This window comes from Pseudomonas sichuanensis (assembly GCF_003231305.1).
Lineage (GTDB): Bacteria > Pseudomonadota > Gammaproteobacteria > Pseudomonadales > Pseudomonadaceae > Aquipseudomonas > Aquipseudomonas sichuanensis.
In genome coordinates this window covers 67,471-80,475 of the sequence record NZ_QKVM01000009.1, presented here as the reverse complement: position 1 = coordinate 80,475, position 13,005 = coordinate 67,471, and the positions used below count along the sequence as shown (strand labels likewise).

Below are 13,005 nucleotides of genomic sequence, written 5' to 3'. Positions count from 1 at the left end.
CACGGCTGATATTTTCACTGCCCGCTACGCAACATCTCCTTGGGCACATACTTGCCAACCTCATACTTGCCGATCGCCGCCCGGTGTACCTCATCCGGGCCATCGGCCAGGCGCAGCGTGCGCTGCATCGCATACATGTAGGCCAGCGGGAAGTCGCCACTGACCCCCGCGCCACCATGGATCTGGATGGCCCGGTCGATCACCTTCAACGCCACGTTCGGCGCCACCACCTTGATCTGCGCGATCTCGCTGCGCGCCACCTTGTTGCCCACGGTGTCCATCATGTATGCGGCCTTGAGCGTCAGCAGCCGGGCCATGTCGATCTCCATCCGTGAGTCGGCGATCTTGTCGATGTTGCCGCCCAGCCGCGCCAGTGGCTTGCCAAAGGCAGTGCGCTCGACCGAGCGTTTGCACATCAGCTCCAGGGCGCGCTCGGCCATGCCGATCGAGCGCATGCAGTGGTGGATACGGCCTGGGCCGAGGCGGCCCTGGGCGATCTCGAAGCCACGGCCCTCGCCGAGCAGCACGTTGTCGTAGGGCACGCGTACGTTCTCGAACAGCACCTCGGCGTGGCCGTGGGGCGCGTCGTCGTAGCCGAACACCGGCAACGGGCGGACGATCTTCACCCCGGGCGCGTCCGTGGGCACCAGGATCATCGAGTGCTGCTGATGGCGCGGGCCGTCGGGGTTGGACAGGCCCATGAAGATCATCACCTTGCAGCGCGGGTCGCAAGCGCCGGAAGTCCACCACTTGCGGCCGTTGATCACCCATTCGTCACCGTCGCGCACGGCAGTGGCAGCCATGTTGGTGGCATCCGACGAGGCCACGTCCGGCTCGGTCATGGCAAACGCCGAGCGGATCTCGCCGCGCAGCAGCGGCTCCAGCCACTGGCGCTTCTGCGCCTCGCTGGCGTAGCGCACCAGCACTTCCATGTTGCCGGTGTCCGGCGCCGAGCAGTTGAACGGCTCCGGCCCCAGCAGCGAGCGGCCCATGATCTCGGCCAGCGGCGCGTATTCGAGGTTGGTCAGCCCCGCGCCGTATTCCGACTCGGGCAGGAACAGGTTCCACAGGCCCTCGGCACGGGCCTTGGCCTTGAGTTCCTCCATGATCGCGGTGGGCTGCCAGCGGTCGCCTTCGGCAACCTGGCGCTCGAACACCGGCTCGGCCGGGTACACATAGGCGTCCATGAATGCGCTGACACGCTCGCGCAGTGCCTGGACCTTGGGCGAATAGGCGAAATCCATCGGGGCTACCTTCAGTCAATGAAGAACATGGACGCAGCCTAGAACAGCCACCCTTCATCCACCTAGTCTATTTTCACTGTGTATTAACATTCATAACCGATATATGATCGGCTGATAATTCCAATGAAGAGCGGCGCCATGAACCTCAGCAAGGTCGACCTCAACCTGTTCATCGTCTTCGACGCCATCTACACCGAAGCCAACCTGACCCGCGCCGGGCAGATTGTCGGCATCACCCAGCCGGCGGTGTCCAACGCCCTGTCGCGCCTGCGCGAAACCTTCAACGACCCGCTGTTCGTGCGCACCGCCCAGGGCATGGTGCCCACGCCCATGGCGCAGAACATCATCGGCCCGGTGCGCAACGCCCTGTCGCTGCTGCGCACCTCGGTGCAAGAGAGCCGCATCTTCAACCCGCTGCAGGCCAGCAAGACTTTCCGCATCAGCATGACCGACCTTACCGAGGCGGTGATCTTGCCGCCGCTGTTCCAGCGCCTGCGCCGCCTGGCCCCGGCGCTGGTGATCGAGAGCTTCCCGTGCAAGCGCCGCGAAACCACCAAGGAGCTGGCCGCCGGGCGCCTGGACTTCGCCGTCGACGCACCGCTGAACACCGACCCGCAGGTGCGCCACGTCAAGCTGATGCAGGACCGCTACGTCTGCGCCATGCGCCCCGGCCACCCGCTGGCCGACAGCACGCTGACCCTCGACAGCTACCTGGGCATGACCCACATCCATATTTCCAGCCGCCGCAACGGCCTGGGCTACGTTGACCTGGCCCTGGGCAAGATGGGCGTGCAGCGCCGCGTGGCACTGCGTTCGCAGCACTACCTGATGGCGTCGCAGGTGCTGCAGCAGACCGACATGGTCATGACCGTGCCCGAGCGCTTCGCCCGCCGTCACCAGTTGCGTCACCAGCCGCTGCCGGTAGAGGTACCGGCCCTGGAAACCCACCTGTACTGGCACGAAAGCACCGACCAGGACCCGGCCAACCGTTGGATGCGCGAGCAGATCATCGAGCTGTGCGAGCGGGTCGCCAGCCAGGAGCAGAAGGCGCTGGAAAACGCCTGAACGCGGCGGCAACGCCCCCGCCGCGCTTGCATTGCCCCGACCTTTCGGTAAACCTTGCGCCGCCCTGCCCCGGGCATTCCAGATTCACGGCACAAGGAACGCAGCATGGCTATCAGGACCCTGGTGATCGGCGCCTACGGCAACTTCGGGCGCATCATCAGCCGCCACTTGAACCAGATGCCGGGCGTGCAACTGGTCATCGCCGGGCGCAACGCCCGGCAGCTCGCCCAGCTTGGCGCACAGCTCAGCAGCACCGGCGCATCGCTGCATGGCAGCTGGTGCGGTGATGCCATGGCCCCCGGTTTCGCCGATGCCCTGCGCCAACTGGGCATCGACTGGGTGATCCACACCGGCGGGCCGTTCCAGGGCCAGCCCTACCGCGTCGCCGAGGCCTGCATCGAGGCCGGCGCCAGCTATTGCGACCTGGCCGACTGCCGGCTGTTCGTCAACGGCATCGCCCAGCTCGACGCCCGCGCCCGCCAGGCGGGCGTGGCGCTGCTCAGTGGCTGCAGCTCGGTACCCAGCCTGTCGTCGGCGATCCTCGACGAACAACGCCAGCGCTTCAGCCACATCGAGTCGATCGAGCACGGCATTTCCTCCTCTGCCAAGATGCCCGGTTTGTCCACCATCGAAGGCGTGCTCGCCTATGCCGGGCGACCGATTCGCCAGTGGCGCGCTGGCCAGCCCTGCGCGGTCGACGGCTGGCTCGGCCTGCAACTGCGCCACCTGCCAGGCCTGGGCTGGCGCTTGCTGAGCAATGTCGACGTGCCGGACATGGACATCTTCGCCAGCCGTTACGGCGCGCGCACCCTGGCGTTCAAGGCCGGTGCCGGGCTGATGGCCGGCGGCCTGGCCAACGCGGCACTGGCGCTGCTGGTGAAGTACGGCCTGGTACGCGACCCATTGCCCTGGGCGCGGCGCCTGCACCGCCTGGGCCTGCGCTTCGAGCGCTGGGGCGATGGCAAGAGCGCGATGTACCTGGACGTGCGCGGCCTGGACGAAAATGGCCAGCCACTGCGCCTGCGTGCCCAGGTCAGCGCAACCGATGACAAAGGCCCCGAGATCCCGAGCTGCGCCGCAGTGGCGCTGATGGCCAGGCTGACCGAAGGCTACCAGCCAGCGGCAGGTGCGCGCCCCTGCGTGGGCGAGATCAGCGTTGCGCAATACCTGGCGGCCATCGACGCGCCGGACAAGATCCGCTACAGCGTCAGCTATCAGCAGGGGCGCAGTTGAGATGGACTACCTGCTGCTGAAATACCTGCATGTGATCGCCGCCGTGTTCCTGTTCGGCTTCGGCATGGGCTCCTACCTGTATCTGATCGCCGCCCACCGCACAGGCGATGCACGGGTGATCGCCGCCGTGGCCAGGATGGTGGTGCGCTTCGACGCCTGGATCACCACCCCGGCCGGCGTCCTGCAGTTGTTGACCGGCTATGCCATGGTGCGCATGGCAGGCATGGACTGGTCGATGGACTGGCTGCGCGCCGCGCTGGCGATCTTCTTCGGTGTGGGTGCGCTATGGTTGCCGGTACTGTTGTTGCAAACCCGCCTGCAGGCCCTCGCCGCCCAGGCCGCCGAGGTGCACTCCCCGCTTTGCCCGCGCTACCACCGGCTCTACCGTTACTGGCTGTGGATGGGTGTGATCGGATTCGCCGGGATGTTCCTGATGGTGCTGGTAATGGTGAAAAAACAGGCGCCGTGGCAATGGCTGTGACTTGAAAGGCAGCATGAGGAGAATTTTTTTCTCCTAACCTTGCGCACCATAGAAAGAATTATTCTGAAACAACCTAGCGGGCGATCAATAGGAAAAACCTTTGCTCATCGGGCCTCGTAACATGCCGTACATGGATGCCGACTGGCGGCGTCCCGCACGGACAAGCTCACGCTATGCACAACACCCCCCTCTATTTCGATTACGCCGCCACCACCCCTGTCGATGACCGGGTCATCGAGGCCATGCTCGGTTGCCTGGGCCGTGCCGCCAACTTCGGCAACCCCGCCTCCAGCGGCCACAGCTTCGGCCAGGCCGCCCGCGAAGTGGTCGAGCAGGCCCGCCGTCAGGTGGCTGAGCGAGTCGGCGCGCAGCCCGAGGACCTGGTGTGGACCTCCGGCGCCACCGAGTCCAACAACCTCGCCCTCAAGGGTGTCGCCCAAAGCTACCCACAGCCCGGGCACCTGATCACCAGCCAGCTGGAGCACAAAGCCGTGCTCGACACCGCAGCCGAGCTGGAGCGCCAGGGCTGGGCGGTAACCCGCCTGGCACCTGACGCCCAGGGCCTGATCCAGCCCGATGCCGTGCAGGCAGCGCTGCGGGCGGACACCCGGCTGGTGTCGCTGATGGCGGTGAACAACGAACTGGGCACCTTCACCGACTTCGCCGCCATCGGCGCGCGGGTACGCGAACACGGCGCCCTGCTGCATGTGGACGCGGCCCAGGCGGTGGGCAAGGTGCTGATCGACCTGGCCAGCCAGGCGGTCGACCTGATGTCGTTCTCGGCGCACAAGGTGTATGGCCCCAAGGGCATCGGCGCGCTTTATGTCGGCCCCCGCGCCCGCAACGGCCTGCGTGCGCAGATGCACGGCGGTGGCCATGAGCGCGGGCTGCGCTCCGGCACCCTGGCCACCCACCAGATCGTCGGCATGGGCAGCGCCTTCGCCCTTGCCGGCCAGCCTGGCGACCTGGAGCACCAGCACCTGGAACAGCTCGCCCAGCGCCTGCGCGACGGCCTGCTGGCGCTGCCGGGCGTGACGCTCAATGGCTGCGCCGTACAACGCATTCCCCATACCCTCAACCTGTGCATCGACGCCAGCGGCTTCAACAGCCGCCTGCTGGCCAACGAACTTGCGCTGTCCACTACCTCGGCGTGCAACTCGGCGAGCAATGCGGCCTCCCATGTGCTGCTGGCCCTCGGCCTGGATGAACGCCGGGCGCGCAACAGTGTGCGCCTGAGTATCGGCCGCTACACCAGCGAGGCCGAGGTAGACCAGGCGATCGCGGTGTTCGGGCGGGTGATTGGAGCGGCCGCTGCGGCGCTCTGGTAATCAGTGAGCGCGGTTCGCGGCGCCTGAGCATGGCGCTGCTCGTCTGCCGGGTGCACTTGTTCTGCTGCTTCACCGCCTACCGCTTTGGCCAGCGCCTGCAGGCCTCGCCGCTGGCCGCGAGGTTCAAGCGCGCCACCGGGGCAATGTTCATTGCTCTGGGCGTACTCCTGCTCAACACCAAAGCCGTGTGAGGACTGAGCCCATATCGCTCGAGCAACGCGGCGAATATCGTGACAGGCGCTGTGCAAGACCTGATAAATATGCCAGTAGACCGGGGCTTTGGGGGCCACATAACCTGTCGGCAGCTGTATCGACATCCCCTTGCCAGCGGAGCGTGCAACATGTCAAAGACAGATTTGGTGACCCTGATCCGGGAAAACCCGGAATATGGTGGGGTAGCGCAACAAGGCAATGCAATATTCAAAGGCAAGATGATCTGGCCCTCAGGGCGAGTGGTGACGCTCAAACCAATAAGCGTCTACCTGGTAAGTGAATATGAGGACCATGTCCAGGCGATTGCCATTCTTGACAAGCCCTTTGATCGCATCGCCGTATCCATTCGCAGAAATATCAAAGACAACGTCTACCCAGTGACCTCTTACCCAGATGGCGATGTGTCCATGGGTGTTGTTTATGAAGGCATAGCCACCCGAGAACCAAAGGGGCGTGTCGGATTTCGTCACAACGCCGGAAGCCTTGAGATCTATATGATAGAGGTCACCTTCGAACTCGAGTTCGGACGGATCAAGAACAAGGCCATGATGGATGAATTGGGGACCCCCTCCTCCCCTGGCGAGAAGTTCACATTCAAGCTTTCCGAAGGACATTTCATGTTTTAAGTGCCTGGACTAGGTGTACGGTCCTGGAACGAGATGATGAGCACTTCAATTTGCATAGCGCTGGGCAGGAGGCAGGTTTAGCCACCTCCTGCCCAGACGTATTACCAGAGCACTGTTCACTGATCCGCTGTACACCCTTGCCATGCTGGGACGGTGTGAACACTCAGCCCAGATTGAAGATCACCGCTGCCCGAATCAGCGCCATGAACGCCCGCTCATTGAGGCGGTCGCCTTCGAATAGATCGATGGCGCGCCGAGTGCCGCCATCGAGACTGGCATTGAACAATCCGGTCGGGTCCGCAAGTTCCGCGCCTTTGAGGAATGTCAGCTTCAACTTGTCCTTGTAGCATTCGCCGGTGCAGAGGACACCGGCATGGAACCAGACGGGCGTACCGCGCCATTTCACTTCCTCGCGCACGATCGGGTCGGCCCGGCGGATCAGGGCGCGCACTTGCGCAAGGCGGGGGCCTCGCCAGTCGGTCAAGGCGGCAATACGGGCATCGATCAGCTGCGAGGCGGTGGGGTGAGACACGAAAAGATCCTCCAACAGTGAAGGCATGAGTATTTACCATGCCCTGCAATTCTCTAGGCCCGCAGCCGCATTTTTTCAGAACTGTCTTGCCAGTGAACGCTCCCGCATCCGTAAGATATTTCCGAGTTCGAAACTAAATGCTTCAGCCCGGCCAGCCTAGGAACGATCCCACGCACCTGCCGGAAGTTGCTGCGTTGACGGGGAAAGACCTCAGGGATTGCTTAACCGGGTCATCTCATTGGGTTAGGCGAGCGGGTGTGAAAAATCCTTTCCACGATAATCGCCGCTTCGCCATGGCAGCTGTGCGCGCCAGGCGGCTGCTACCCGGACGCCTTCAGCGCCCTGGCCAAGGCGCTGATCGATGATATGGAGGGGAAGAGCAGGAGGAGCGAATAGGCGTCACTGGGGCCGCGATGCGGACCATTCGCCGGCAAGCCGGCTCCCACAACGACCGCGCGGCCCTGAAGGCTGATGCTGAACCCGTGGGAGCCGGCTTGCCGGCGAAAGCGCCGCATGGCGGCGCCTCTACTTTCAGAGGAAAGTGAACACCTCGGCCGCCGGCAGGCGCGACTTGCCCAGCCCGGCATTGAAGTCTTCCTCGCTGTGGTAGCCCAGGCTCAGCACCACCACGCTGGTAAAGCCACGCTCGCGCAGGCCCAGCTCGGCATCCATCACCTTCGGATCGAACCCTTCGATCGGCGTGGCATCCAGCCCGTAGGCGGCGGCGCCCAGCAGCGCGGTGCCCAGAGCCAGGTAGGTCTGCTTCTCCATCCAGTGCTGCAGGTCCTTGTTGTCGTGGCGGTGCAGGTTGACATAGAAACGGCGGCTCTGGTCCTGCCCGGCCTTGGCCTCGTCGCTGCGGAAACGCCCGTCCTTGCCTTCCTGCTCCAGCACCGCCTGCAGGTGCGCCTCGGTCATGTCGGTGCGCGTGGCGAACACGATCACATGGGAGGCATTGAGGATCTTCGGCGTGTTGTAGGCAAAGCCCACCTCGGTGCTCTTGGCCAGGCGCGCCTTGCCTTCATCGGTGTCGGCAACGATGAAGTGCCAAGGCTGCGAGTTGACCGAGGACGGGCTGTGGCGCAATTGCTCGAGCAGCGCATCGATGGTGGCCTGGGGGATGCGACGGCTGGCGTCGTAGGCTTTGGTGGTGTAGCGGCGCTTGGCCAGGGCAACGGTATCCATGAACGGCAACTCCTCGGGGTTCGTGATTGAGGCGCATCTTATCTTCCCGGCAGCAAAGAAAAACCAGCACAATGCAGCAACACTTTCATCCCTGGAGTGAAAATGCTGCGCATCACCGACCTGGAACTGTTTGCCCGTGCCAGCGCCCTGGGCAGCTTCACCGCTGCCGCCCACGAGGCCGACCTGCTGCCCGGCCAGGTGGCGGCGGCGATCAAGCGCCTGGAGCGCGAGCTCGATGTGCGCCTGTTCGCCCGCACCACCCGCAGCCTGCGCCTCACCGCCGAGGGCGAGCTGTACCTGCCCACCGCCCAACGCGTGCTCGACACCCTGCGCCAGGGCCGCGAAGACCTGCACGGCAACCACAGCAGCTTGCGTGGCGTGCTGCAGGTGGCCGCCCCTTCGGACCTGGGGCGCAACCTGCTACGGCCCTGGCTGAGTGCGTTTCGCCGCGAGCACCCGGGCTTGAGCCTGCGCTTTCTGCTCTCCGACCAGATGGCCGACTTCTACCGCGACCCGGTGGACGTCGCCATCCGCTACGGCCTCAACGAAGACGCCAACTACATCGCCCTGCCCCTGGCGCCGTGGAACCGCCGGGTGGTGGTGGCCGCCCCCGGCTACCTGGCCCGCCACGGCCGACCGCAAACGCCCGAGGCACTGCAACAGCACGACTGCCTTTTGTACTCGCAACAGAGCCGGGTCTACGACAAATGGCGCCTGGGCAACCGCACCGTGCAGGTACGCGGGCCACTGTTCAGCGACGACGCCGACGTGGTGCGGCGCTGGGCCCTGGAAGGCGAAGGCATCGTCTACAAGTCGTGGCTGGACGTCAGCGCCGACATCGCCGCCGGCGCCCTGGAAATCCTGCTGCCCGAACACCCCGGCGAGCCGACCCCGGTCACCCTGGTGTGCCCGCATCGCAAACAGATCACCCCCGCGGTGGCGCAGCTTCATGGCTGGCTGCGCGAACGCTTCGCCACGCTGCGCCCGGAGGGTGTATTGCAGCCGGTCGGCCCCGGCGTATAGTGGCGCTTCCCCCGACTGCAAGGAGCTGTCACCCATGCCGAGCCTGGAATTTCTGCTCACCGCCCTGATCATCGTGCTGATCCCCGGCAGCGGGGTGATTCTCACCGTCTCCAGCGCCCTGGTGGCCGGGCGCCGCGCCTGCCTGTGGACCGCCCTGGGCTGCACCCTGGGGATCGTGCCCCACCTGCTGGCCTCGGTGCTCGGCCTGTCGGCGCTGCTGCACGCCAGCGCCCTGGCCTTCCAGGGGCTGAAGTTCGCCGGGGTCGCGTATCTGCTGTACCTGGCCTACGCCACCTGGCGTGATCGCGCAGCCTTCGCCGTGGATGAAAAGGCCCCGCCGGCCGCTGCCGCCCAGCTGGTGCTCAAGGCCTGCCTGCTGAACATCCTCAACCCCAAGCTGACGCTGTTCTTCCTCGCCTTCCTGCCGCAGTTCATCGACCCCCACGCCGGCTCCGCCGTGGTGCAGATGCTCGGCCTGAGCGCGGTGTTCATGCTGATGACCTTCGTCGTGTTCGTGCTCTATGGCCTGCTCGCCCACCTGTTCCGCCGTGCGGTGATCGACTCGCCCAAGGTGCAGGCCTGGCTGCGCCGGGGCTTTGCCGCCTCGTTCGCGGGCCTTGGCATCAACCTGGCATTCGCCCAGCGTTAAGCACTGCACAATCGTTCTAAACCCCAGGGCCGGTTCTGCGTTATGGTCGAGCACCCACCGCAACCGGCCCTCGCCATGAGCCACTGGATCGACCTCAAGCAGGACGCCGAGACCGGCATCGAGTCGGTCCGCGCCCATTTCACCGGCCACGCCTACGACCCGCACTGGCACGACAGCTTCCTGGTCGGCGTCACCGAACAGGGCGTGCAGCAGTTCAACTGCCGCCGGGTGCGCCACCAGAGCACACCCGGCCAGGTGTTCCTGCTCGAGCCCGGCGACTTGCATGACGGCCTGGCGCCCACCGCCGAAGGCTTCACCTACTCCACCCTGTACCTCGACAGCCACTGGCTGGATAACCAACTGCGCACGCTGTTCGAGCAGGCACCCAGCGACGCCCTCCCCAGCTTCGCCGCCACCCTGCACTGCGATACGCGGCTGGCCGCTGCCACCAGCCGCGCATTCAACGCCTTGCACCAGCAGGAACTGCGCATCGTCCGCCAGACCGCCATCGACGACCTGCTGGCCTGCCTCACCGGCCACCTGCAGTGGCGTCGGCGCCTCGACCCTGACCCGCGCCTGCCGCTGACCGCGCAAGTGGCCCGCGACTACCTGCATGCGCACCTCGACCAGGACATCGGCCTGGACGACCTGGCGCGGGTCTGCGGCGTCGATCGTTTCCGCCTGACCCGCGCCTTCAAGGCCGCCTACGGCCTGGCCCCGCATGCCTACCTGATCCAGCTGCGCCTAACCCGGGCGCGGCAGTTGCTGGCCCGTGGCCAGAGCCCGGCCGAGGTCGCCACGGCCCTCGGCTTCGCCGACCAGAGCCACCTGGGCCGCTGGTTCCGCCGCGCCTACCGGCTCACGCCGGCGGACTACCGCAAACGCTGCTCAAACCTTCCAGACTGAAGCCAGGGCGGTTGCGAACATGAGGCCACGATCAACCGGAGCCTCGACCATGTCCCACAGCCTTTTGCCTTTCGTCCTCTTCGCCCTGGCCTCCAGCATCAGCCCGGGGCCGACCAACCTGCTGATCCTCGCCCAGGGTGCCCAGCGCGGCGTGCGCGCCAGCCTGGCGCCCACCGTGGCGGCCTGTGGCGCGGCGGCGGCGGTGGTGCTGTTGGTTGGCCTGGGCCTGGGCGAACTGTTGCTTGATCATCCGAAGGCGCAGCAGCTCCTCGGCTGGGCGGGCGCGCTGTGGCTGAGCTGGCTGGCCTGGCGCATGCTGCGTAGCGCCGGTGCGCCGTTGCAGGCCGGTGGCAATGCAGGCTTCGGCCCATTGCAGGCGGCCACCCTGCAGCTGGTCAACCCCAAGGTCTGGCTGATGGCGCTGGCGATGATCAGCCTGTTCGCCACCCCAGCCCTGCCGCTGTGGTGGTTGACCCTGGTGTTTCTGCTGATCGCCCTGCCGAGCATGACCGCCTGGGCGCTGCTGGGTGCTGGCAGCGCGCGCTGGCTCAATTCACCGCGGGCATTGCGCTGGTTCAACCAGAGCCTGGCGGGGTTGTTGCTGGTGTCGACCTGGTCGGCGCTGCTGCTGTAGCGCCCCAGGGCCTGAATCGTTTCAATCAAAGTAATAACGATCAAGGCTGCCCTTGCCGAAGTACCGCTCGTACTCTTGGATCGCGTAGAGGTCCATCATTCCAGCAATGTAGTCGGTCACCACGCGTTGCTGGCAGTCATTGATCGTGCGTAGTTCCGGCGGCAGAAGCATGTTGTTCTTGTTGTACTGCGGGTCGCTGTAGACCTCGAACAGCTTTCTGATTACCTGCTCGCCCTTCTTCTCGTACAACTGCACATCCTTTTTGCGCAGAATTGCTTTGAAAAGCAGTTTCTTCAGGCCCTCAGCCAACTTGGCGTGTTCTTTGTACCCCAATTTGCCGTCGACCAGTCCGATATCGGAACAGAGGATGTGAACGATCTTGGAGGTCAGCTCCTTCTTCAGCACCATGGCGTACTCTTCCGAAGTGCCTAATCGCTTAGCCTGCATGGCATCGGTTTGAACCTCCTTGGCCAAGCGCTCAATAACTGGGTAGGCCTCGCAGAAACGATCGCTGATTTTGAATTCATGAAGAATCTCGCCAAGGCTGATCAGGCCGAAGCTCAAGGCATCCTCAAGGTCGTGAGCGGCGTAGGCAATCTCGTCGGCCAGGTCCATGATTTCAGCGTCGATGCTTTTCACGATTTGCAGGTCGTGCTTTTGCAACTCGGCACTGAGGAACGCGTAGTCATCGTCATAGAGGAATTTCTTCGGATTGCTCCGGCGCAAATGAAAATACTTGGTCACCGCCATGAGTGTGCGTACGTTCAAGTTCAGGCCGTCGTAAGCATGGTGCTTGCGCTCCAGGGTGCGCAGGATGCGAAACGCCTGAGCGTTGCCCTCATAGCCTCCACACTCACCGCAAAGTTCGTCGAGCACGGTCTCGCCATGATGGCCGAACGGGGGATTGCCAATGTCATGAGCCAGCGCAGCCGCCTCGACGACCACGGTTTCCTTCATGTCCAGATCGCTGGCAATAGAGCGGGCAATTTGGGCTACCTCAAGACTGTGAGTCAGGCGATTGCGATTGAAGCGCCCCGCATCGATTCCCAACAACTGCATCTTGCCTTGCAGGCGTCGGAACGAGGATGAGTACAAGATTCGCGCATAATCTCGCATCAATGCCTGGCGCCCAGTCGAACGTCCATGGTCAACAGCATGGACGCGGTATTCCAGTACCGCGACCCGCGCTTCCTGCTCCTTGGCATAGTCAATAACTTCTCTGTCGTACATGGCCTCGTCCTTTCATCCAATGTTATCTCCGAAGGACATAACTAGATGACCACGCAAAAGCCGTCAAACAACTTTATGTTTGCCGCAGGCGTCTTCCTTGCTTTGATCCCAATGCACCTGTCCAGATCGCATGCAGTACACTCGCCAACCTGACCGTACCCAAGGCCCCTGCCCCATGCCCCGCTTGCCAAGACTGCTGTTGCCCCTGCTGCTTACCGCCCTCGCTGCCTGCGACCAGGCACCCAGCCGCGAAGAAAAGATCCGCTCCAACCTGCCCCTGCAGGAAGCCTACGAGCACAACATCGGGCGCATGGCGCAGCTGTTGGCCGTAACCCACCCAAAGCTGCCCGAAGAACAGATCAAGACGGTACTGCGCAAGCACCTGACCGTCGAGGACCAGCGCCAGGACCTGTACCGGCTCTACAGCGAAAAGAACTTCGACGATGGCGAGTTCGACACCATCGTCGCCGCCACCCGCGACCCGGCCAAGGCCAAGGCGCTGGGCGAGACTGCTGAAGGCAAGCGGCTGAGTGAAAAGCTGACCGCGCTGATGCGCGAAAGCGCCAGGGACCCGAAAGTGCAGGCCTTGGTCGAAGCGCGCATGCAAGAGGTCGAGGACGAACTCCAGGCGTTGCAGCAAGCCGCCCCGTGAAAGT

At 64.3% G+C, this 13,005-nt stretch carries 15 protein-coding genes; 11 read left to right on the top strand and 4 right to left on the bottom strand.

Annotated features, from left to right (window positions below; genetic code table 11):
* Positions 1–14 precede the first annotated feature (14 nt).
* Positions 15–1,244 (bottom strand): acyl-CoA dehydrogenase, encoded by a 1,230-nt coding sequence (locus DM373_RS07060; RefSeq protein WP_110992849.1) that lies wholly within the window; start codon positions 1,242–1,244, stop codon positions 15–17.
* Positions 1,245–1,382: 138 nt separating this feature from the next.
* Here DM373_RS07060 and DM373_RS07055 point away from each other — a divergent pair, with 138 nt between their 5' ends.
* From DM373_RS07055 to DM373_RS07030, 6 genes are all read left to right on the top strand, one after another.
* Positions 1,383–2,309 (top strand): LysR family transcriptional regulator, encoded by a 927-nt coding sequence (locus DM373_RS07055; RefSeq protein WP_110992848.1) that lies wholly within the window; start codon positions 1,383–1,385, stop codon positions 2,307–2,309.
* Positions 2,310–2,414: 105 nt separating this feature from the next.
* Entirely contained in the window at positions 2,415–3,542 is a 1,128-nt protein-coding gene (locus tag DM373_RS07050; RefSeq protein ID WP_110992847.1) for a saccharopine dehydrogenase family protein, read from the top strand.
* A gap of 1 nt (position 3,543) precedes the next feature.
* A complete protein-coding gene (locus tag DM373_RS07045) occupies positions 3,544–4,023 on the top strand; it encodes a DUF2269 family protein (RefSeq protein WP_110992846.1) in 480 nt (159 codons plus the stop codon).
* A gap of 173 nt (positions 4,024–4,196) precedes the next feature.
* Positions 4,197–5,351, top strand: coding sequence for a cysteine desulfurase family protein (locus tag DM373_RS07040; protein ID WP_110992845.1), 1,155 nt, complete (start codon positions 4,197–4,199; stop codon positions 5,349–5,351).
* A 29-nt stretch (positions 5,352–5,380) separates the two neighbouring features.
* Entirely contained in the window at positions 5,381–5,542 is a 162-nt protein-coding gene (locus DM373_RS07035) for a hypothetical protein (RefSeq protein ID WP_208642781.1), read from the top strand.
* A gap of 150 nt (positions 5,543–5,692) precedes the next feature.
* A complete protein-coding gene (locus tag DM373_RS07030) occupies positions 5,693–6,190 on the top strand; it encodes a hypothetical protein (protein ID WP_110992844.1) in 498 nt (165 codons plus the stop codon).
* 163 nt (positions 6,191–6,353) lie between these two features.
* Here DM373_RS07030 and DM373_RS07025 read toward each other — a convergent pair whose 3' ends face one another.
* Together DM373_RS07025 and nfsB are read right to left on the bottom strand one after the other, a co-directional pair.
* On the bottom strand, positions 6,354–6,749 hold the full coding sequence (locus DM373_RS07025) for a DUF1801 domain-containing protein (protein WP_110992843.1): 396 nt from the start codon (positions 6,747–6,749) through the stop codon (positions 6,354–6,356).
* Between the two features lie 504 nt (positions 6,750–7,253).
* Positions 7,254–7,907, bottom strand: coding sequence for an oxygen-insensitive NAD(P)H nitroreductase (gene nfsB / locus DM373_RS07015; protein WP_110992841.1), 654 nt, complete (start codon positions 7,905–7,907; stop codon positions 7,254–7,256).
* Between the two features lie 102 nt (positions 7,908–8,009).
* On the opposite strand from nfsB, the gene DM373_RS07010 reads away from it, so the two are divergent.
* The 4 genes from DM373_RS07010 (at position 8,010) to DM373_RS06995 (ending at position 11,119) form a co-directional block, all read left to right on the top strand.
* Positions 8,010–8,930 (top strand): LysR family transcriptional regulator, encoded by a 921-nt coding sequence (locus tag DM373_RS07010; RefSeq protein WP_110992840.1) that lies wholly within the window; start codon positions 8,010–8,012, stop codon positions 8,928–8,930.
* 34 nt (positions 8,931–8,964) lie between these two features.
* On the top strand, positions 8,965–9,579 hold the full coding sequence (locus tag DM373_RS07005; protein ID WP_110992839.1) for a LysE family translocator: 615 nt from the start codon (positions 8,965–8,967) through the stop codon (positions 9,577–9,579).
* A 75-nt stretch (positions 9,580–9,654) separates the two neighbouring features.
* The gene (locus DM373_RS07000) at positions 9,655–10,485 is read left to right on the top strand and encodes an AraC family transcriptional regulator (protein ID WP_110992886.1); all 831 of its coding nucleotides are present in this window, start codon (positions 9,655–9,657) and stop codon (positions 10,483–10,485) included.
* A 49-nt stretch (positions 10,486–10,534) separates the two neighbouring features.
* On the top strand, positions 10,535–11,119 hold the full coding sequence (locus DM373_RS06995) for a LysE family translocator (RefSeq protein WP_110992838.1): 585 nt from the start codon (positions 10,535–10,537) through the stop codon (positions 11,117–11,119).
* Positions 11,120–11,140: 21 nt separating this feature from the next.
* Here the strand turns inward: DM373_RS06995 and dgt are convergent, their stop codons facing one another.
* A complete protein-coding gene (gene dgt, locus DM373_RS06990; RefSeq protein ID WP_110992837.1) occupies positions 11,141–12,349 on the bottom strand; it encodes a dGTP triphosphohydrolase in 1,209 nt (402 codons plus the stop codon).
* A 175-nt stretch (positions 12,350–12,524) separates the two neighbouring features.
* Here dgt and DM373_RS06985 point away from each other — a divergent pair, with 175 nt between their 5' ends.
* Entirely contained in the window at positions 12,525–13,001 is a 477-nt protein-coding gene (locus tag DM373_RS06985; RefSeq protein ID WP_110992836.1) for a DUF2059 domain-containing protein, read from the top strand.
* Positions 13,002–13,005: the final 4 nt, after the last annotated feature.